Source organism: Curtobacterium sp. PhB78, assembly GCF_003751685.1.
Taxonomy (GTDB): domain Bacteria; phylum Actinomycetota; class Actinomycetes; order Actinomycetales; family Microbacteriaceae; genus Curtobacterium.
Window position 1 is genome coordinate 234812 of the sequence record NZ_RKIA01000002.1, and the last position, 19593, is coordinate 254404.

General features: G+C 64.1%; 20 protein-coding genes. 7 read left to right on the plus strand and 13 right to left on the minus strand.

Annotation, left to right across the window (positions count from 1 at the left end; all coding sequences use genetic code 11):
* Positions 1-3: 3 nt before the first annotated feature.
* From EDF53_RS04820 to EDF53_RS19530, 5 genes are all read right to left on the minus strand, one after another.
* On the minus strand, positions 4-2724 hold the full coding sequence (locus tag EDF53_RS04820; RefSeq protein WP_123292507.1) for a DNA methyltransferase: 2721 nt from the start codon (positions 2722-2724) through the stop codon (positions 4-6).
* Between the two features lie 203 nt (positions 2725-2927).
* A complete protein-coding gene (locus EDF53_RS19805) occupies positions 2928-3623 on the minus strand; it encodes a hypothetical protein (protein ID WP_395873178.1) in 696 nt (231 codons plus the stop codon).
* Positions 3624-3786: 163 nt separating this feature from the next.
* On the minus strand, positions 3787-4098 hold the full coding sequence (locus EDF53_RS04825; protein WP_148058272.1) for a hypothetical protein: 312 nt from the start codon (positions 4096-4098) through the stop codon (positions 3787-3789).
* Positions 4095-5000 (minus strand): ATP/GTP-binding protein, encoded by a 906-nt coding sequence (locus EDF53_RS04830; protein WP_221181187.1) that lies wholly within the window; start codon positions 4998-5000, stop codon positions 4095-4097. The genes EDF53_RS04825 and EDF53_RS04830 overlap by 4 nt, the downstream gene beginning before the upstream one ends.
* Positions 5001-5012: 12 nt before the next feature.
* Positions 5013-5243: a hypothetical protein gene (locus tag EDF53_RS19530; RefSeq protein WP_221181188.1), complete on the minus strand. Its 231-nt coding sequence runs from the start codon at positions 5241-5243 to the stop codon at positions 5013-5015.
* Between the two features lie 418 nt (positions 5244-5661).
* On the opposite strand from EDF53_RS19530, the gene EDF53_RS04835 reads away from it, so the two are divergent.
* Both EDF53_RS04835 and EDF53_RS04840 read left to right on the plus strand, forming a co-directional pair.
* Positions 5662-6138, plus strand: coding sequence for a hypothetical protein (locus EDF53_RS04835; RefSeq protein ID WP_148058273.1), 477 nt, complete (start codon positions 5662-5664; stop codon positions 6136-6138).
* The gene (locus EDF53_RS04840) at positions 6135-6716 is read left to right on the plus strand and encodes a hypothetical protein (protein WP_123292510.1); all 582 of its coding nucleotides are present in this window, start codon (positions 6135-6137) and stop codon (positions 6714-6716) included. Before EDF53_RS04835 ends, EDF53_RS04840 begins: the two co-directional genes overlap by 4 nt.
* A gap of 181 nt (positions 6717-6897) precedes the next feature.
* Here EDF53_RS04840 and EDF53_RS19810 read toward each other — a convergent pair whose 3' ends face one another.
* Together EDF53_RS19810 and EDF53_RS04850 are read right to left on the minus strand one after the other, a co-directional pair.
* Positions 6898-7152 (minus strand): recombinase family protein, encoded by a 255-nt coding sequence (locus tag EDF53_RS19810; RefSeq protein WP_123292511.1) that lies wholly within the window; start codon positions 7150-7152, stop codon positions 6898-6900.
* A 267-nt stretch (positions 7153-7419) separates the two neighbouring features.
* Positions 7420-8112, minus strand: a complete 693-nt coding sequence (locus tag EDF53_RS04850) for a hypothetical protein (RefSeq protein ID WP_123292512.1) — start codon at positions 8110-8112, stop codon at positions 7420-7422.
* 233 nt (positions 8113-8345) lie between these two features.
* On the opposite strand from EDF53_RS04850, the gene EDF53_RS18935 reads away from it, so the two are divergent.
* On the plus strand, positions 8346-8882 hold the full coding sequence (locus EDF53_RS18935) for a GIY-YIG nuclease family protein (protein WP_395873277.1): 537 nt from the start codon (positions 8346-8348) through the stop codon (positions 8880-8882).
* Positions 8883-10474: 1592 nt separating this feature from the next.
* Here the strand turns inward: EDF53_RS18935 and EDF53_RS04855 are convergent.
* Positions 10475-11413, minus strand: coding sequence for a hypothetical protein (locus tag EDF53_RS04855; RefSeq protein WP_123292513.1), 939 nt, complete (start codon positions 11411-11413; stop codon positions 10475-10477).
* Between the two features lie 144 nt (positions 11414-11557).
* Positions 11558-12676: a hypothetical protein gene (locus tag EDF53_RS04860; RefSeq protein ID WP_123292514.1), complete on the minus strand. Its 1119-nt coding sequence runs from the start codon at positions 12674-12676 to the stop codon at positions 11558-11560.
* A 490-nt stretch (positions 12677-13166) separates the two neighbouring features.
* Here EDF53_RS04860 and EDF53_RS04865 point away from each other — a divergent pair, with 490 nt between their 5' ends.
* Positions 13167-13460, plus strand: a complete 294-nt coding sequence (locus tag EDF53_RS04865; protein WP_123292515.1) for a hypothetical protein — start codon at positions 13167-13169, stop codon at positions 13458-13460.
* 2 nt (positions 13461-13462) lie between these two features.
* Here the strand turns inward: EDF53_RS04865 and EDF53_RS04870 are convergent, their stop codons facing one another.
* Both EDF53_RS04870 and EDF53_RS04875 read right to left on the minus strand, forming a co-directional pair.
* Positions 13463-14173: a hypothetical protein gene (locus EDF53_RS04870; protein ID WP_148058275.1), complete on the minus strand. Its 711-nt coding sequence runs from the start codon at positions 14171-14173 to the stop codon at positions 13463-13465.
* A gap of 854 nt (positions 14174-15027) precedes the next feature.
* Positions 15028-15450 carry a hypothetical protein gene (locus EDF53_RS04875; RefSeq protein ID WP_123292517.1) on the minus strand — a complete coding sequence of 141 codons (423 nt, stop codon included), beginning with the start codon at positions 15448-15450 and terminating at the stop codon, positions 15028-15030.
* Between the two features lie 325 nt (positions 15451-15775).
* On the opposite strand from EDF53_RS04875, the gene EDF53_RS04880 reads away from it, so the two are divergent.
* Positions 15776-16579: a hypothetical protein gene (locus EDF53_RS04880; RefSeq protein ID WP_123292518.1), complete on the plus strand. Its 804-nt coding sequence runs from the start codon at positions 15776-15778 to the stop codon at positions 16577-16579.
* Positions 16576-16974 carry a hypothetical protein gene (locus tag EDF53_RS04885; RefSeq protein WP_123292519.1) on the plus strand — a complete coding sequence of 133 codons (399 nt, stop codon included), beginning with the start codon at positions 16576-16578 and terminating at the stop codon, positions 16972-16974. Before EDF53_RS04880 ends, EDF53_RS04885 begins: the two co-directional genes overlap by 4 nt.
* Positions 16975-17053: 79 nt before the next feature.
* Here EDF53_RS04885 and EDF53_RS04890 read toward each other — a convergent pair whose 3' ends face one another.
* Positions 17054-17914, minus strand: coding sequence for a PASTA domain-containing protein (locus EDF53_RS04890; RefSeq protein WP_123292520.1), 861 nt, complete (start codon positions 17912-17914; stop codon positions 17054-17056).
* Positions 17915-18171: 257 nt separating this feature from the next.
* Between EDF53_RS04890 and EDF53_RS04895 the strand changes: the two genes are divergently transcribed.
* Complete coding sequence (locus tag EDF53_RS04895) at positions 18172-18672, plus strand: hypothetical protein (RefSeq protein WP_123292521.1); 501 nt, start codon at positions 18172-18174, stop codon at positions 18670-18672.
* Positions 18673-18845: 173 nt separating this feature from the next.
* Here the strand turns inward: EDF53_RS04895 and EDF53_RS04900 are convergent, their stop codons facing one another.
* Positions 18846-19553: a hypothetical protein gene (locus EDF53_RS04900; RefSeq protein WP_123292522.1), complete on the minus strand. Its 708-nt coding sequence runs from the start codon at positions 19551-19553 to the stop codon at positions 18846-18848.
* Positions 19554-19593 lie beyond the last annotated feature (40 nt).

Genomic DNA, 19593 nt, shown 5'->3' on the forward strand with positions numbered 1-19593 from the left:
CTTTCACTTCGCAGTCCTCCGGGACCTCTTCGCCGGGGCCTTCGCGGCCTCCTCAGCAGTCATGCGCTCGTACAGCGCGAACAGATCGGACAGACGTTGCTCGTCCGTCTCATACAGCTTCTTCGAGTAGATCGAGTCGACGAGCGAGTCGATCTCCGCGTGAGCCTCACGCAGGTCCTGCGGCATCTTGTCCGGGTCGTAAAGCTCGGCCAGAGTCTGCTCGCAGTGATACTCGCGGACATCCAGCACGCGCATCGCGGCGATATTGAGCTTCTCCCTGGACTCCTCCGGAAGTAGAGGGACTGGAAAGTTGTTGTAAACAATTGTGTTGGAGTATTGGTAGTCTTCGCGCATACGTCCTGAGACTGCGTTTGTCCACGCCATGTGCATCTTCGAGGTCAAGAGAGCGAACACCCAAGGATCGGCGTCAAGGATCTGAAACGCCTTATTCGAAATGATTTCCTGAGAGCTGATAATTCCCATCGGAATATAATCCCTCCTCTCCGAAGAAATGCTAGGCACTATGATTGACGAGTTGCGGGACGTTCGCTGCTCTCGAAAGCTCCATGCAGTTGCAGCCTTCTTCTGCGTTCCCGCATCCCTGCTATCATGACGAAACTGCGCCGAACGCAGGATGCGCGCATTGACAGCAGGGATGGAGCGAGCAAGGTCGACATCCTTCGGAGTGATCCACAAACACCATCGTTCGGTGTTGGAGATGTACTCACTGCTCCCATATAGCCGGCGGAGAAACGATGTGGCCTCTGGCGCTTCGTCGACCAGTTGCTGTCGTTCGGAAGCATTCATCGTCAGCGCGCCTCCGTCCAGAGGCATGTTGCCGAACATCATGATCGGCATGCCTGCCGCTAGGGGCGATGAGCGACGCAATATGTCGACGGCGGGGGCGTCCGTAAGATAGCCATTGATGTTACCCGCGCGCATTTGCAGGTCATCAGCGTAGATATACCTTGTATCAGCGGACCGATTACGCAGGGAGATCACGACCACCGTCACCCCGGCATTCCGACGAGCGTTGTTCTCCCACTTGAAGGAAGTGTAGGCATACCCGATCTCAAGACCTTGCGCAAAGAGCATGGGGAACAACAGGCCGACATGTTCACCCTGTGCCACGGAGTTCGTGGCAACTAGCGACATCTTCGCGCCGGTATCACGAATATAATCTGCCCCCTTAACGAACCAAAGGGCGATATAGTCCAAGTTCCGAGAGAACGGTCGCTGGCCGAAAACCGCGGTGAAGTCGGACTTTTGCTCTCTCGTTTGTTTACGCGCGCCCGCATACGGCGGGTTGCCAATCACGTAGATCTCCGCCTCTCCGTCGTTCCGGCAGACGTCATTCCAGTCTACCCGCGTCGCGTTGCCCGCCTTTACCTGTCCTGTTTCCTTCAGTGGAATGAGGGGGATCTCGACTCGGAATTTCTCGCGAAATTCCCGATTCATCTGATGCTTTGCGATCCAGAGCGAAAGTATCGCAACCTCGACCGCGAAATCGTCGATCTCGATCCCGTGGAAGTTCTCAATGTTGATCTTTGAGTCGGCCCAGAGGACCTGATGCGACGCGCTCAGCTGAGCGAGCCGTTCGAGGATCGCGTGCTCGAGCTTGCGGAGCTCCTTGTAGGCGATAACGAGGAAGTTGCCCGACCCACAAGCGGGATCGAACACTCTTATCTCCGCGATGCGGTCTAGCAGGCGGACGAGCCGTCGCTCGCTGTCCTGCGCATCGTTGATCTCATCCTTCAGGTGGTCGAGGAACAGCGGCTCGATGGTCTTCAGAATGTTCGGCACCGACGTGTAGTGCTGGCCCAGGTCGCTACGTTTGCCCGGCGTCACGATCGCCTGGAACATGGAGCCGAAGATGTCCGGGTTGATGTCGCGCCAAATCAGGGTTCCCGATGCGATCAGTTCATCGCGGGCCTGCTTTGTGAAACGCGGCACCAGTTGATCGTCCTTCATGGTGAACAGTCGGCCGTTAACGTACGGGAAGTCGACGAGGTGGCTTGGCTTGTCTGCGGGATCCTCGGTGTCCAGGGCTGCGAACAGGTCGGTCAGGAACTCAGCGAGATCCGAGCCGTCGGACTGTGTCTGTGATCCGACCGCGTTCGTGAACTGGTTGTCCGCGAAGATGCCCGTGTCCTCGGCGAAGAAGCAGAACAGCAGGCGGGTGAAGAACACGTTGAGTGAGTGACGCCCGCGCTCGTCGTCGAAGATCCCGGGGTTGGCGTGCAGCAACTCGTCAAACAGCTTGCCCATGCGCCCGGCCGCCTTGACGTCGGCGTGAGACTCGGCAACGTACTGTGCCTTTTCCATGCCGGCCCACGGCAAGAAGAAGGTGAAGTGCTTATCGATCTCCCGAATTGGGAACCCGATCGTTTCGTTCGTCTTAGTGTCGTGGGCGACGACGTCGACGTAGTCGGTTGCGATGACGAAGCGCGTACTGAAACGGACGGCCGCGGGGGACGTCTTCAGTTCCTCGACGACTTGCAGGGGATCGGTGTCGGTCGCCTTAAAATAGACGATGCTCTTCTGAGCCACTTCGGTCGTGGGATCGACGGCCACGTTCAACGAGCCATTGCGTAGTCGAGTGACGTTCCCCTGCGGTTTCCCGTAAGCAAGCAGCAGATCGAAGATGAAATCCCGGTCGTACGTCTCCCGGTTGGCTAGGGGAGCAACACGCTCCTCGACCGCCTTGAGGCTGAGTCTTGCCATGTCTTTGTCCTAATCTGGCGCAGGTGAGACCTCGCCTTACCGCTACATCAATGGTTGCTTCGAGGAAGCGGCGGGTCGGATACATCATAGCGATGGAGACAGCGGTCCAAGGAGGACGGGTCCGAAGAGCCCGCGTGGCCGTAGGACTGAGTCGGTCAGGCGGAGCCTCAGTCCGACCGTGGCGCGCCTCGGACCACTCAGGATCACCCTTCTTTCGGCAGAGGAGGCAACAGGTCCCGCAGGACGTCGTCAAGGAGACGCCGTTTTGTGTACCTCGCCATCAAGTCTATCTGCTTATGCCCGTCGCGACGATACGCGAATCCCGACTCGGAGAGAACGATCACCCCCTCGTTACCTCCGCGGAACAGAACCCACAGGGGTGGAACTTGGGGCCGACCCGACGGCGTTAGTACTGACTGAACGCCCTGGAAATTAAATAGCCAGGACGAATCATGTGGAGTTGAACCCAGCATGCTGTTCCAGGAGATGGCGTGAATTTCATGTCGCTGGTTCACGGTGCTGGTGAGAATCTGGGCGATCAATCGATATGTTAGTGAGCGGGTCGTTGTCGCAGGAGTGGGGCCAACTGCCCACCCGAACTTTGACTCGATTCGATTGACCCAGGCGTGCGGGTTGTCCTCGCCAAAGACCATCGGCCAGGTAGTCCACTGTGCCGGACCGAGACCTTCGACGCCACGGGCGGGATGGAGCGTGACGTGCGCCATACCGCCCGAGTCACGGGGAAGGTCACGACTGACCCGCAATCGCCGAGCATCGTCAGCGTAATCTTGGTCGATCCGCAAGGTTGAGTCCCGTCGGCAGAGTTCGCTGGCGATCCACCATGACTGAGCAACGGTCCAGCGCTTGGCGAGGCGCTGTCGGTTTTCTGGGCTTCCCATCCTCGGACTCTACGACCGCGGACCGCCCTCATGTTGGCACCGCTCCGGCCCATCGAATCGTTCCCGCCGTCGACGCGAATGGCGGACCGCTGGCCGTGGAGCTCAGGTTCGGATGTTCCGCCTCAGCCCGCCACTAAGGGATACCCGGACGAGACTCCTGGTCCTAAATCGAGGCGTATTCCTTCTCGACCGCGTGCCAGAGTTCAGCACGCGCGCTCTCGCAGTCGGAGAGGCGAAGGTGGTCGGGGGCGAGCACGACGAACTCGTGGGGGATGACCCGGCCGGCGCGGTCTTTCCGCTGTTCCGGATCGGGGAATCGCACCGCGAGGGTCTCGGCCCGCTGGGTGAACACGAAGGGCGCTCCATCCGAACCGACGAACGCCGCCTCGTACACCTCGAGCGGATTCGTCAGCCCGCCAGTGCGAAGGAATCGGAATCCCCAAGTTCTCCCTCGGGTGGCCCAGATGAGATTCACTTCGGACTCTCGATGAGGACGTCGTTCTCTACAGCACGGTTGAGATCGAGGCGGAAGCCAAGCAGCACGGCGGTGAGGAAGTCGAGGCGGTCTGCTGCCTTGTCATACGCGTCCTGCAGCTTCTCCGTGCCCTGCTCGATGAGCGGGTCGACGATGAACGGCGCGAGGGCAGGGAGGAGCTTGAGCTTGCCCGGAAGCTTCACGGCGAACGCACTGAGGAACGAGATCGCGGTTCCGGCGTTCTTCATGAGCTCGATTGCGACCTTTCCGCCGCGGTGGAGCGCCTTCGCCCAGCGCAGCTGACGCGAAAGCGGCAGCATCGCCGCGATTGGTAGCATCAGCGGCACCCCGATCTGCTGCCCGAAGTCGATCTTGTTCGGTTCGAACTTCCCGGAGGAGAGCAGAACGAAGTCTTCACCAAGGGAGAACGCTTCCGACTCTTCAGCGAAAGCGGCGAGCTCCTCCCGCAGGAGCGTCATCTCCTGCCCAACCTTCTCCACGAGCAGGTCCCGGAACGCTGTCACATCCAGGCTCGGCAAGAGGTCCGCCTTCGACAGTCCGAAGATCCAGACCCTGGGGAACCGGACGAGTCGCTGCCCATCGGGCAGGAGCTCGTTGCGGACTCGAGACACGTGGGCGATGTAGTTGGTCAGCAGGGCTTTGAGATAACGCTCTTCCTCGCCGGCGTTGTCAACGAGTCGCTGCCCGTCGACGAGCAGCACAGCCACGTCGGACGCGACCAGCCCCCTGAAGGTCTCTGCACGTCGATCGAGTTCTTCCTCGGTCGACGGTTCCTCCTCGAACCATTCACCGGGGTAATCGTGCCACACCAGCCGCAGCTCCTCGGCTGCTGGCTTCTTGCCCTTCGACACAGAATTCGGGCGCTGCTTGACCGAGAACACGTAATTCGCGGCCTAAAACCGGTTCGTGGCCGGGGTTGCGCCGGAGTTTTTCATCCCGAGGTAGTTCTGATGCAGCCGCAGGCCCTGCGTGGTCGTGTCCGCGGTGATCTTGTACAGACTCTTCTTGATGAAGGCTGGCTCTTGTGCAGCGCCGTAGAAAGACGATAGCAACACGGTCTTGCCGCTGCCGGACTCGCCGAACACTGCGATCTGCTGTTCCCGGGCAACCTTCGATGGCTTCATGATGCCAAGCTAGAGGACCATGGGGGAGGCCGCCGCTTGCGATCACCTTGGCTCGACTCGACTAGGTCGTCAGCGAGGCGGGCGCCTGCGCCAGGCCAACGCACCGGCCACGTCAAGAAGCTTCAGCATCGTAAGGAATGCGTCATCCAGGTACTCCTTCGACTGTGCCACCGTGCAACCGTCTTGACCACCTCGGCTGCGCCGAACACCGCGATCGGTCCTGAAGGGCAAGCCAAGGAGTCGACTGATCCTGCAGCAGTCCCCTGGCTCATGGAAGCGCATGGCTCCGACGCTGGGAGCGACATGCTCCGTCCAGCGCAGGCGGAGTGAACCCCGGAGGGCTCCGGTGATTGTCGGGCCGCTTCGTCACGCGTAGTGGGTCTTTCTCTTGTCGGAGGGCAGTCGCTAGCATCCGAGCATGCCAATCCCGACAGTTCCTCACAGCAAGCGCGTAGTTCTCATCTCGTATGACATGCCCTCCGCCGAACACCAGGGCATACGGCAGTTCTTCCGCGGCTACGGCGAGGAAGGGAGCGCTTGGGTGAGCATTCAGGCGTCCACTCGCCTACTGCTGACGCTGGACACCCCGGAGGGCATCAGGAAAGAGATTGAGCACTGGGCGGACGGGCAAACCTTCATCGTTGATGTGACCCACGCTGACTTCTCGGGTATGGGCAAGAAGGCCGTCTGGGAGTGGCTAGACAAGGCGAGAAGCGAGTGCAAGGCCATTGAGCGCCTGCGCGAGCGTGCGAGGCTCGAAAGTGGTCGGCAGCGCCAGGGAGAGATGATCGCGAAGCGCTATGGCTACGACTCGAAGCAGTATGAGGAATGGATAACTCGTGACGAAGAGATCAGCAGTCTCGATCGTCTCCTTGATGACGAGGGAAAGGCGTGACACCGTCGCCAGATACGGCTCCGGGCTCGAGTCACATTCCGACCCTCATCGTCGACAACATCGTCCCGGGCATCATCGTCACCGTGGTCGGAGGCCTAATTCTCACGGCGATCCTGAGCAAGCGTTTCCGCTCGTGGCTGTGGCGCGTCGTCAAGTGGCCCTTCACGATTCGTCTGACGACGACTGAGCGTCTGCGGGCTCGTGAAGAGAAGGGATGGCATCGACGTCAGGGAGAGCTTGACGCGGAGCGCGCCGTTTCGATCGCGCAGCCGCGCTGGAGCATCAGGAAGGTACGCAGCGCCGAGCGCCCCAATGTGTTCGCCATCCTCAACGCAGCAGAGGACGCCGTCGCTAGGAATGTTGAGGTCCTGGCGGACTCCGAGGAGTTTGTCTTCTACGACAGTGCCCGTTTCGAAGACCTCTCTGCAGGCCGTGGGACAGGGTTCGACGGCATGGTCCAGCCGGGTGGTCGCCTCTTGGGCGTGACGTTCAGGATCGTGTGGACTGACGGCAATGATGATCGTCGGCAGCAGGATGTGTTTATGAGCCGAGGGTCAGCGAGAGCCGGCGGCTTCTAGGCGCGATAGAGCCGCCTTGATCGTGCTGGGGTAGTACCTGCCGCTTCCGGTCGAAGTGGGCGTCCGTTCGTCGTGGAGCCCGTTCGCTATGGACGCTAGGACCGGCCGTCGCTGCGCTCGGCCAGGATCCGTTGTCAGCGATGGGATCCATATGAACGGTAAGTCGAGACGTACGCCCTTTTTACGCGCCTCGGCTAGTCCGTCCTTGGTGCGCTGGCCGATCATCTGCCGCTCCCGTTGGCTGACGGACGCCAGGAAGTGACGACCACCCGACCTGTCGGAGTCGCCGTGTCGGTACCAAGGTCGCTCTGACGCCCGAGCCCTGGTTCGAGGCTCTCTCCATCAGCCGAGCGAAGTCGGCCAGGCTCCGGCTGAGACGATCCAGCTTCGAGGCGACCAGTGCGTCGGCCTCACCTGTGAGAGCAGATCGAGGAATCGCATGATGTCAGGTCAGTTGATGTCTTCGCCTGACCGTCCGCCGTCCTCGAGGTACTCAACATCCCAGCCCTGGTGCTGGGCGCGGGAAGCAATTGCTGAGCGTTGCGCCTCGATTCCGTACTCTTGGCTCTGCGTCGAGACGGGCATCCGGCTGGCCAATCCAGGTCTGTCTGGTCTTCATCTAAGTAGGGGTCGGAGGCAGTCCTCGGCGAGGTGCGACTGGCTATTCGCCACCAGTCGTCCCTGGCCATCCTTTATCCAGGGGTTATGCGTGTGGGTCGTAGCGAATGACCCGCTTCGTCTCGTGACGAACTTCGCCCGTCGGTGTCGTGTACGTCAGGAATACTTCGGGGGGTGCCCCGTCGTGACTTGCTTGCTCGAACGAAGGGAACAACCCGATGTACGCCTGCAGGAGCATGTTCCTGCCGGGAGAGAGTTGCGGAATCGTCTGCGCCCCGTGTATCGATCCCGAAGGATCGAAGTCCATTGCCACCGTCAGACGAATCGCCTCCGCCTTGCCGATGTTGCGGACGCGCCACGTGGACGTTTCAGCCGGCACCGGAGGGTCGACCGTGTAGTCGAGGAGTTCTTCGCGAGGTCCGGCTATGACTTCTAACTGAGGAAGGGTCTCCCATTCAAGGGCAGCAATTGCCGCCGATGCTTGCTTGCGTGCGGACTCCGCAGCCTTCTCGGCGATTGCAGTCTGCTTATGGGCGGACTCCGCGAACGACTTCGCTGACTCGGCTTGGCTCTTGGCTGCGTTTGCCTGCTCATTCGCGGCACGAGCGTCAGTTTTCGCGCTCTTGATCTGCACCCAACCAACCACGGCAACGACGATCGACAGCACGAGGCTGATGAGCGCAACAATGAAACCACCGGTGTCGGTCCAGCTCGTTCCGTCACCGGGGCTGGGGTGGGAGGAGGAAGTCGAGGTAGCGGCCAGCAGAACGGAGTCCATCAGGTTCCTTCGGTTAGGCGACGATCAACTCTCGAACGCTACCGGTTGGGACCGGCGCGGCTCACGTGATGATGCGCACTCGGCGTGTCAGCACGTCGTGAGTGTGTTCGGCTCGGCGCTGGCAGCGCCAGCGGGCGGTCGTGTGGCATGCCGCGGTGAAGCACCTGGGGCCTCGATCGTTCCAGGTGAATGCGCTCGCGCGGCCCCGTAGATGGCGCTATCGTCGCGTCGTGATGAACCGCTACGATCAGAGCGATCTGAACATCTATGGTGCCGAGGACGACTTCGAGATGGACGCCATCATGGATGCCAAAGAAAGAGCGGATTTGTCGGCACCGTACAACGCCGCTGAGCCTGTAGGCGATGACTGGACCCGACTCCTTGCAGCAACGAGGACTGCGGCTCGCAGTCTCGCGCGCCCGGATCTGCCGGATGGGCCGGGGGTGTACCTCTGGTCCCGCCGCGGCGCACCGCAGTACGTCGGTACGGCGTCGAGTGTGCAGAAGCGAATCTTCAAGCATCTAGGTGGAGGTGTCAGTCTTGCAAGCTCGTCGTTGCGTCGGAACGTATGTGAACTGCTGTTCCAGATCCCCCCTCACGTCACGGGCAATCCGACTCGGCAGAAGGTGACGGCTGAGCAAGCAACAGCGATTCGAAGCTGGCTGCTCGGCTGCGACGTGTCCTGGCTGCGGACGCGAACCGAGCAGGACGCTGCCGCAATGGAGGGCCGGCTCCGGCGAGCGTTCCGCCCGCCGTTCAACCGGGTGTGAACCTCGTACAGCGGACCGTAAGCAGCTGCGTCGAAGGTCAGCGGGCGACAACCGAATCAACTGATCGCAAGGTAGCGACGCGGTAGCGCCCCTGCGCGACGAGTTCGTGTGGGCGCGGTTCCATGCCCAGGCTACGGCGACCTCGACGCGGTTGGCGGGAGTCCTCGATCGGGCGCTCGCGCTGATCCCAGCCGCGACCGATCTCGCTGAGCGGCGTCAGCGATTCCCAGAGCTCTTCGCCGGTGGCGAGCCGGAGCGTCGCCCACATCGACGCCGAGTGCGAACGCTGATCACCGCACCTCGCGACAACGCCCCGCTGCTCACTGAGCAGCGGGGCCTTGTTCTTCCCGGCTCGCAGGCGACGTTGACTGGTTGACCGGGTAGGGATCCGGCGAGGCGGGCGGTTCGGGTCCGCGCACCGTGTTCGGATCGGAAGGGTGTGAGCCCCCCCAGATCAGCGCCGGCCGGGTGAGCCGGTGCTGTCGAGGATCACGCTACGGAGCAGCACCGCGCCGGCGGAAGAGGCCGCGGCCGCGAATGCGTGAAACCGCACCGATGGGCGGTTGTGGGGCGATGAGGAGCCGGTCGGCGCCGCTTCGTCGTCACTGCCAAACATCCTGTCCACCTCGGTATTTCGGACACGTTGGGTGGCAGTTGGACAAGTTAGCTGGCGGACGACGGGGCCGCGAAGATACACACGCGCCTGATCTGCTCAGCCTCTCGTCACTTCACCCCGCGCCAAGACGTTCCGATAATCACTATTATCGGAACTGAGCCGATTAGGGTCACACTGCTCGGCCGGGGTCGAACTTTGGGTGCCGGAGACTGCCGCTCCCGCTCTCCCGTCTGCCGGGTCCGAGCTTCATGCGAGATTGGCGGGCAGAGTGATGTCAAGCTGCTGAGCCGACCAGCGGAGACAGCCCATTCCACTCACGCGCATCTCGTCCCGGTCTCGGACGACAGATCGACTGATCGAGAGTGCGTACGGTTCGCATGGGCTCTCCTGGGGTCGATGTTGTGTACCGATGCGCACAGATCGTGCGCTCGGAGGCGGATGTACCGCCGATGCTGGAAAATGCGGTCCGCAGGTACCTCTGAAACCCCTGTTCAACCCGGGGATGCTCAGGGGGCGTACCGGCGATGGGTCTTCAGGATTTTCAACTACGGTCCGCAGCCGATGAGCGTGGAAGCCTGTACTTCTCTACCTTGACCTCAAATCAAGAGAGAGATGTACGGGATGTACCGCCTGATCTCAGGAGTCCACACACGCGCATGCGCGCGCACACACGCTTAGGAGTTCTCCGGAAATGGCGGCACCCGCGGTGCATCGGCTCTACTTCCGCGGACTGGTGCGGATCCAGGCGTACCGCCGTCGATTTCAGGCGCGGTGCTCCGACTTCGATCACCGCCCGTCGCACGAGTCGACCTCGCCTCTGAACTGGGCTTTTCGTCACACGTGCCGCGTACCGCATCGGCGGTACGCGTTCGCGGCCCGAACGCATGAGCGCGCCGTGCCACGACCAAACCCCCGAGGAGCAGTGGCTCCCCGGGGGCATCTCGGTAGGTGACGCCGGCACACGCCGGCACTGCGGTCATCCGACCAGGCTGGTGCCCTTCCACTCCTCGAGCAGGTTCGCCACGCGCGGCATGCCGTGCCCTTCGTGCAGCTCGGCGGGCTCGGGCTGCCAGTACTTGATGTCCGGCAGGTCGTTCTTCATCGGCAGCGAGCGGGATGGGCCGTCCTCCAGGCCCAGGTAGTAGTCGTGCGGAGGACGGACGCCTTCGTGCCACACGGGGACCCGGTCGGGCTCACCGATGGGGTCGAAGCCGAACAGTGCCGTGCGACGCTCGATGCCCGCCGCGTGTGCGTCGGTGTTCGACTGCTGCCATGCAGTGTCGTTGAAGATCACGCTCAGGATGAACGAGGCGACGCCGAGGCTCGCGGCAACGATGATGACCGGAAGCATCGTCTTGAAGTGGGGCGGGAACCACGAGATGACCCACCAGACGACTACGAACAGCGCGTCCGCTGCGATCAGCGAGAGGGCGAGGGCATTGAAGACATGGCTCTTCTTTTCGCGGCTGGTCTTGGGGGAGTACTGCTTCGAGGCAAACTGCGCGCGGTCGGTCTCCGTGACGTGCTCCGCGACGTCGTCGCGGAACGCAGCGGCGATGTCGTGCTCACGAGCAGCGAAGCGCTCGGCGAACGCTGCGGCGCCAATCTTCCAGTCGCGGAAGGCGTGACCGTCCGGACCGAACCGCCAGGCGCTGACGGCATTCTGCTCGTCGGACTCGGCCTGCATTCGGGCCGCGCGCGCGTCAGCCTGTTCCTGCATCCATGCCGCTCGCTGTTCGGCGGCTATCTGCTCGTTGTACGCGCGCTGCTGAGCTGCCTGCTGAGCTGCCTGCACATCCCACTGGGCCTGCGCTTCGCGGAACGGGCGGTCGAACTCCTCCCGCTTGCGCCGCTTCTCCGCCTGGTTGGCGAGTTCGGTCTGGCGAGCGATGTTCTTCGCCATGCTGTCGTTCATCGGATCATCGAAAAAGCCCAAGGTGGTGTGTCCTTCCGTGGATGGGGTTCAAGAAACGAATGCCCTGCACACCGCAGAGACTGCGATGCACGGGCCATTCGACGGGGTGGGTCATGTGGTGGCCGCAACGTGGCCATCGGCCTGTCAGCAGTGCGTGGAGCCACCGGAGCCGTTGCCGGTCCAGCAGCCGCCACCGCCGGAGCCGAGGCTGCCGCCGCCCCCGGCCGGCGGGTCCGGGGCAGCAGGTGCGGCCGGCTTCGGAACGGTGTAGGTCGATCCGCCACCGGAGCTGCTCGAACTCGAGCCGCCCGAGTAGCTGGACCCACCGGAGTAGCTGGCGCCGCCGGAGTAGATGGAGCTGGAGCCGCTGCTGTTCGTCCGCGCGGGCGTCTTCGCAGCGGCTGCGGCCGCAGCCTGCGCGGCCGCCGCCTGGCGGGCGGCCTCGGCGGCTGCCTTCGCGGCGGCAGCCTCCTCCTCGGCCTTCTTCTTCGCAGCGGCTGCGGCAGCCTCAGCGGCCTTCTGCGCCTCGATTCGGGCGTTCTCGTCCTTCTGGAAGGTCGCGAAGTCCGTCGTGAGCGCCGTCACCGTTCGGTCGAGGCCGGTCGAGTCGGAAGCGACTTTCTTGGCCTGCTTCGTGATCTTCGTGGCGGTGTCGCGGTCGGTGCACTTGGTCGGGACCTTGATCGCGGAGAGGGTGTTCTTCGCGTAGGTCACGTCCTTGATGAACTCCTTGCCGCCTGGACGTGCAGGCACGGCCTTCACGGCAGGCTTGCCGTCCTTCGCGGCGACCTCCTCGACGGCCTCGGTGGCCGCGAGCATTTGCTCGCCAAAGTCCTCGTTCGCGCGGTTCGCAAGGTCACCGTGGTGGACGCCCTTGGCGTCGATGAAGACGCTGTCGGTCGTCGTGCCGTAGTCGATGAACCAGACGCTCTTCGGCGCGACGAGCGACTTCGCGGTCGCCTGGTCGTAGCCGCAGGCGCCCTTCGAGGGGGCGGCGAAGGCGTTCACGTCGACCGTGAAGCTCTTCCCGTACGGCTCGTCGCTGGAGCTGAAGTTCTTCACGAGGATCGTGTTCGCGTCGACGACCCGGACCACCTGCACGTGACGTGCCTGGGGCTGGGTGGTGACGACGACCGTCGGGACGGTGTCGCTCGTACCGTTGCCCGCGTGCGACGGAGCGGTCCCGGACGTCGAGCAGCCGGTGAGCAGAGCGGTCGTGAGACCTGCGATGGTGGCGATGGTCCCCAGGCGCGCTGAAAGCATGGTGGTTGTTCTCCCCAATATGTTCATCGGGGCCGAAACGACGTAGTCATTCGATGCAGACGTTGCTGTCGTGTTCCCTCGAACCCCCGGGATCACCGTTCCATGGCGGCAGACCCGCAACCAATTCGAACGCGCCCCCAATCCGAGGGGTGGTCGACTTAGCCAACACCCCAGCGTGACGCTCGGTGACTTGTCTTGAACGTCCCGGACAGGCTCTGCTTCTGGGCCGTGCCGCTGCATCGGCGGGGTGCGTAGGGGTGGGCGCGTGCCTTGCCACGTTTGACACGCGGTTCGAACCTGAACTTGTGGCTCCGCAGCCTGCAATTATGGGCGCAATTCTGAATGCCGAGATGATGGGCACGTGCTTACGATGAGACGTGACCACCAAGCGGACACCAGCGTCTAGACAGCGCCCGGGCATGCTGGCGTACGAAGCGTCAGTTGCACTCTCGTCGCCGACATCGTCACTCGGCTCCGCGAACGCCTCGGCGTGAAGCTCATCGCATACATCGGCAACGTGTCAGTTCGACGCGTCCAGTTTCGGCTTGGGCTGACGGCACCCGTTCTTCCAGGGCAGGGAGACGAGCAGCGGCTCCGCACGGCCTACCAGATCGCTGGCACGCTCGGGGAACGCTATTCGAGTGCAACGACCCAGACGTGGTTCCGCGGACGGAACCCGGATCTTCAGTACATCGCGCCAGCGCGGATGCTTCGTGAGCAGGACCCCGACGAGATCGGCGCGCAGCTGCTCGTTGCAGCGTCCTCTTTCGCGTACGCCGGATGAGATCAGCGGTATTCGACGCCACGACCTGCTCGGTGCGGGCTGCGCGGCGGTTGGCCCTGAACACCTGAATGCCGTGCGGACCTCCTGCTGGCTCGAGGAGCCGTTTCCGACAGCCGACTCTGCGCGGCACGTGCACGAGCCCCTAGTGCGTCTGCGGCCGTGAGCGGGCGCTTGGTGGCGGACTCTGTCTCCTTGATGTGGAGCAGCGGGATCCCGAGTTTGTCGCCGAGCTGGCGCAACTTCGTCAGGACGCGCCGAGGGTCCATCTCGTCCCAGCGAGCCGTCTCCGAGTAGCCAGTCTGCGGGAGCTGGTCCGACTCGTACGCCGGCTCGATCCCGAGCTCGTCCCGCCACCAGGACAGAATCGCCTGCTCGAGGTTGTAGGCGTCGTCACCCGTCGCGACGTCGACGGTCCACGCGGTCACCCACCCGAAGCGTCGGTGATCGCTGAGGCGTCGTAGGTTCGGGCTCGCGCAGCCGATCTTCACAGCATGCAGGTCTGCGATGAGGTACAACACCGCGGGGCCGTCGTAGGGGAAGTCGCTGAAGCAGTACCGGCAAATGCCCTTCCCCTGCGCGACGTTCCCCAGCGTTGGCGTCACGACCCTGCCGCAGACGTGCCGCGACGCCCAAGGGCGTCCACTACCCGGGTACGGCTCGACCGGATCCAGGCCTTTCTTGGCCATCATGGCTCGGGCATCGACCTCAGGCATCCGGAGCTGGTCCGCGAGGTCGCTCCGGAAGCACGCTCTGCATCCACGACTCCCGGCCTTGACGTTGGAGTACGTCGGCGACGTCTCTCGTCCACATCGCAGATGTCGGCTGCGCCACGGGGTGTCCACACCGCGGTACGGCTCGAGTGGCTCGAGCCCGGCCGCCCGGAAGAACGCGACCGCTGCATCCTCGCTCAGTCGCTGGGCGACGTGCGCGGCTTCCTGGCCGCACTCCCGGCAGGGCCCCTGACCTGCCGCCACGTTGCCGAGTCTGGGCGTCACGACCCTGCCGCAGACGACGTGCCGCGCGCGCCACGCCTTCGCGGACGACCCTGGCCACGGCTCCAGCGGCTCAAGGCCCCGAGCACGGAACTCGGTCTCTGCACGAGCCGCTGTCCACACCGCCCGGCCAGCCGCTCGTGCGGAGCAGTCACGGCAGGCCGTCCCGTTGGCACGCACCGTGTTCAACGATGGAGTGAGCTCGTCACCGCACTGAGCATGGCGGCTTCGCCATGGCTTGTCGGCGCCCGGGTAGGGCTCCAGCGGCTCGAATCCGGCTGCGCGCATCTCGTCGACCGCAGCGTCTGCCAGCCCCGCTCGCCGCTTGACGCCGCCGGCGAGCGACGCGCAATGCTTGCAGGCGGCGCCCCGCTTCCGAACGTTGCTGTAGTTAGGCGCGATCTCTCGCCCGCACGGCTCATGAACGCACGGCCACGGGACGGCGCTGCCCGGGTACGGGCCGAGCGGGACGCAGCCCGCATCTCGCATGACCCGTTCTGCTTCCGCCGGATCCACTCTTATCCCCACGTCGCGGATGTTAGGGGACGCCGCCGACAAGGCAACGCCGGGAGGAGCTACCAGCCGAGGGAGTCGTGGAGGGCGACCGAGTCGAGCACCATGCCGTCGTCGATCCGAACCTGACGGGCCTGCTGCACCTCGTCGAAGCCCTCAACTGCGTTCCCGGTAACCCGGACCTTGGTCCCCGCGGGGGCGAATCCGAACTTCGGATCTGTGTTGGCAAACGCGAGGATCGCATCGGCGTAGTCGTCCGGGTCGACGACGTACATGAGGCGTGATGGTGTGACCTGCCGCATCATCCGGACGACTCCAGAGACGCTGGTGAACGTGGCAGGTGTCGATGGTTTGAACGGGGAAGCGGTCAGCTCCAGGCCACGCTGCTGCTGCCAGAGCAGGAACAGTGGCGCGAGGATCAGGTCGTTGATCTCGTGCTCGCCAACCCAGAAGCCCTCGCGGGACAGGATCTCGCGGTAGAGCACGCTGTCGGCGTTGCCCAGCTCGTTGGTGAGCGCATGCGGACCTGGGACTTCTACCTGCCTGACGAGGAGGTCGTGACGACCTCTTGGGGACAGCACCTCACGGGCAACCCGCTTAACGGCGCGATGCTCGAGGACCTGGCGCGACGGCCCCAGCCCGGACGGACAGACCTCGAAGTGGCGGTCGCGCTAGCTCGCCTCGCGCATGACGAGTACGAAGCCAACGGCACAAGTGGGACCGCACTACCGAACGAGGACTCGCGACTTCTTCTTCGCACCCTCCGCGCGGTCCTGACGCGGCGAAGCGGAGGCAGCCACCGTCGCCCGGGTGACGGCGTTCACCGTGCGCGCGCCAGACGAGGTCGACGAGATCGTCGAGGCGCTGCAGACCTCCGACGCCCAGGGCTCGTACTCGTCTGTGGTGACGGGCACCGACCCGAACGGCGGGCCGTTCGTCAGCCTCTTCGCCGGCGCCGCCGAAGTCCTCGAGCGCGACGACCTCCTGATCATCGATCGCATCGAGATAGAGACCGGCTTCGATCATCTGCCGCACCTGGTCCCCGCGATCATGACCGCTGTGCAGAACGGGCCCGCAGGGCGGACCGCGGCCTTCGTGCTCGCTGACCCAGCGCAGTGGAACTTCGTGCTGTCCAACGACGAATGCGAGGCCATCAACCTCGCTCCGTGGGCAGAGACCGGCGTGCTCGTCGGCGTCAACGCGGATCGGCATGAGGCGCACGAGCGCGCCACGGACCTGATCGCTTCGCGTACGGCCGAGGACGCACCGACGCCCGGATCCCGCGCGGGCGAGATGTGGGTCAGCGAGATCCTCGACCGCGCAGCTGAAGAGCCGGCCCTCGCCGTGCCGTTCGCGTTGCCGCCGGCGATCCCGGCGAACATCTGGGCTGGCGCACCGGCGGGCCTCCTGCACGTCGACGCCGACCCGGACACCGGCACGCTCACCATCCAGACCGACGATGGAGAGTTCGAGGTCGTCGGTCTCCCCGGCAACGCGCCTCAGCTCGTCGGCGCTGCAGTCGGCAACTCGATCCAGACGCAGGCCTGGCTCCGCGCAGTGCACGAGCGCTGGTGGACGTACCAGCACGCGCTCCAGACCGGGTGCACGAAGTGATCGACCAGTTCCTCGACGGCACGCTCGAGTTCGCGACAGACGACGGCGAACCGCACCTGCACATGTCGAACCTCGAGCTGCAGCGTTCTGCGTCGTCGCTGCCCGGTGAGCTGACCGTCGAGCTGGTACGCGAGGACGCCGAGCCCCTCGTGCTCGGCGTGCGCCTCGACGAGGACGGGATCAAGGAGAACGTCGGCGCGATCATCGTGCACGAGAACGGGCACGTCGAGGCGTTCCTCCACGACGAGTGGCAGCCGTGGCTGCCCGACTACGAGCCGGTGCTGCAGCACCTACTCAGCCTCGGCGTCGAGGAGTTCGTCGTGGGCGTGCTCCACGATGAACTCGATGCTGGTGTGACCGGCGCGATCCTGACCGGCGACGTCGACGGCCACTGACCCGGTCGTCTGCGAAGAGCGACCCCCGCAGCCATCCGGCTGCGGGGGTTCTGTCTTGCTGGTGGTCGCGTGCGGATTGTCAGTAGGCGATGAAGTAGGTCACGTTCGGCGAACCGTTCGTCCCACCCACCGAGCACTCGACATTGGCCTTGCGCTCCGCGCCGAAACCATTAGTGATGTCGGCTTCGAACTTCAGGTAGATCTCGTCCCCCCGTACTTCCTGGGCGAGAAGGCCGATCAGCGTGTGCCCCTTGAACCCGTAAGGGAACTCCTGCTCGCCGTACTGCTGGCAGGCCGTTGAAGCCCATCCGAAGTCGAGCCCCGAGGGCGTCGTGTTCGCGGCCTGAGCCGGCGCTGCTGGTTCTGCGCTCTCGGTCTGCTCGGGTGGCGCGGTCGAGGTCGGCGTCGCTGTCTCCTCGGCCTTCGGTTCGACCTTGAGGGTGACCGTGGCGTCTTTGGCCGCGCGCGTCCCGGCCTTCGGGCTCTGCTCAAGGACCATCCAGTTCGACGCCACCCACACGGACTCGTCGCCAGCATCCCACTTGACCGCGAGACCGGCGTCGGTGATGTTCTTCTTCGCCTTGTCACCCGCCAAGCCGCTGACGTCGGGGACGCTGATCGAAGCAGCCGTGGCAGTTGCGGTGGGTGCAGACGCGTCTGCCTTCGTGTCGCCGTCTCCAAAGACAGAGCCGAGCACGATCGCGACGACCGCCAGTGCAGCGACTGAGCCACCCGCGATCCACACCCAACGCGGCGTGAGCTTCTTTGGCCGACGGAACTGCAGCGTCGTCCGAAGCATGCCCTCGTCCTGGCTGACGAACTCCCATCCTGCGGACTCCCACTTGCTTCGCGACCGGGCCTCCAGGCCGCGAACAGTAGTCACGGACTTTGTCTCATAGCGCGGAGCTGACTCGTCAGGTGTTGTGTTCTCGTCGACCATCGACTGACCCTTCTGCCTCGTCCGCTTCGGGTGCGTGAGGCCCGCTGAGCATAGCGGGAGGTGAAGGGATGCTCAGATCCCCCCCTTCGCGCGCCAGGCACGAGACGTGTGACGCTCAGGATCAGTCGCTGAGGCCGTGGAACTTTTCGCGGTTGAGGATGTCGACCACGTCGACGCGCGTTGTCGACGCAAGTTCCTGGGCGGCGTCTGGCGGCGGTTCACCGCATGTCTCGCTCTCGAGCTACTGAGCATCGGTCATGACCAGCGACCATGAACTCACTATGAAGAAGCTCATCGCACCCCTCGCCGTCGCGACCATCTTGGCGCTGACCGGCTGCAGCGCCGCCGAACAGGCTGGGCCTGCGGTTGACAGCACGGATTCGGCCGTCGCCCAGAGCGCGCCGGCTCCCATCCCGACGCCAGAAGCCGCTCCGGACCTCACCGGCAACTGGAAGCAGAACAACACCAAGAGCTCCGACGGCTGGACGGCCGCCACGATCACGGGCGACACGATCACCGTGAACTTCGTCACCGACAACGGCGACACCACGTCCCTCTTCTGGGTCGGCACGTTCACGCCGCCGAATGACGCGAAAAGCCCCTACACATGGACGTCGACCCGGGACAAGGCCGCGACCGACAGTGCGCTCCTGGGCTCGACGGACGACACGAAGGACTTCGTCCTCGACCAGGGCGAGATCAGCTTCCCAGTCTCCATCAGTGGGACCACGGCGACGGTGCGGATGTCGAAGGTCTGAGCTCCCTTCTCGGAGACCTGAGCCGGGCGGCCGGCCAAGAACAGAACCCCGCAGCCTGCTGGCTGCGGGGATCGGTTCTTCTCGCCCCAGTGTCCGCGGAACTCGTCACCATTTCTTCGCGTCGGTCGCGGCTCTCGGCGTGTGCGAGCAGCAGAGGTCCGTCATCGCATCGATCAGCGACCCCAGGAGTTCACGCGTGCCGCGAAGATCCGAGCCTGGGTCTCGAGCACCGGCGGGAACGTGACGACGACCGTTCCGTCCGTCGTCACGATGGTGAGATACCGATTCGAGGTGTCCTTCGTCGCCCCCGATCCGACGACCGCACCGACCACGGCGCCAGCGCCGCCGGCGAGCAGACCACCGACGAGCGCGCCGCCCACAGTCCGACCGGCTGACGAGCGCTCCGACGACGTGCCGTCGACGGTCGCTGTTGCGCCAGCCATCGCCCACCGCGACGCCCCGTGCGCGAGGTTGCGGCCTTCGAAGTAGTAGCCCTGGGAGTTCCCGGCCGGCGCGACGAGTCGCCGTTGCGGACGGTCTCGACGCATCTGCGCCTTCCGCTCCTCCCGCCACTGAGTATCGCCGGTGGTCAGGTCGGTGAACGGCACGCCCGTGGTCTCGGACAACGTCGCAGCGAGCTCGTCACCGGACCCGTCCTGGTTGAAGCGGAAGGTCAGGCCGTCTGCCTTCGGCTCCGGCGTGAACGACCAGCCCTTCGCTCGAACGCGGAGTTGGTCGCCCTCGTACTCGAGGCGCTCGATCTTCGCCAGAGGGACCCGAACGCTCTTGGTGAGCTTCGTCCCGCGGACGCCGAACCCGAACCGGAACTCGAGGTACTCGTCGGTGAGTGCTGCGACGCCGTCTCGGCCCTTGATGTCCATGCCCCCATCGTGTCGTCGGTTGGTGAGGTGGTCCAGCCCC

Bases quoted from the DNA above. Each gene is read 5' to 3' on its own strand.
- EDF53_RS04890 (WP_123292520.1), bottom strand. From the start codon at position 17,914: ATGGTCGACGAGAACACAACACCTGACGAGTCAGCTCCGCGCTATGAG.
- EDF53_RS04855 (WP_123292513.1), bottom strand. From the start codon at position 11,413: ATGAACGACAGCATGGCGAAGAACATCGCTCGCCAGACCGAACTCGCC.
- EDF53_RS04850 (WP_123292512.1), bottom strand. From the start codon at position 8,112: ATGGACTCCGTTCTGCTGGCCGCTACCTCGACTTCCTCCTCCCACCCC.
- EDF53_RS18935 (WP_395873277.1), top strand. From the start codon at position 8,346: ATGAACCGCTACGATCAGAGCGATCTGAACATCTATGGTGCCGAGGAC.
- EDF53_RS04860 (WP_123292514.1), bottom strand. From the start codon at position 12,676: ATGCTTTCAGCGCGCCTGGGGACCATCGCCACCATCGCAGGTCTCACG.
- EDF53_RS04870 (WP_148058275.1), bottom strand. From the start codon at position 14,173: ATGCCTGAGGTCGATGCCCGAGCCATGATGGCCAAGAAAGGCCTGGAT.
- EDF53_RS04900 (WP_123292522.1), bottom strand. From the start codon at position 19,553: ATGGACATCAAGGGCCGAGACGGCGTCGCAGCACTCACCGACGAGTAC.
- EDF53_RS04835 (WP_148058273.1), top strand. From the start codon at position 5,662: ATGCCAATCCCGACAGTTCCTCACAGCAAGCGCGTAGTTCTCATCTCG.
- EDF53_RS19805 (WP_395873178.1), bottom strand. From the start codon at position 3,623: ATGGGAAGCCCAGAAAACCGACAGCGCCTCGCCAAGCGCTGGACCGTT.
- EDF53_RS19530 (WP_221181188.1), bottom strand. From the start codon at position 5,243: ATGAAGCCATCGAAGGTTGCCCGGGAACAGCAGATCGCAGTGTTCGGC.
- EDF53_RS04895 (WP_123292521.1), top strand. From the start codon at position 18,172: ATGACCAGCGACCATGAACTCACTATGAAGAAGCTCATCGCACCCCTC.
- EDF53_RS04820 (WP_123292507.1), bottom strand. From the start codon at position 2,724: ATGGCAAGACTCAGCCTCAAGGCGGTCGAGGAGCGTGTTGCTCCCCTA.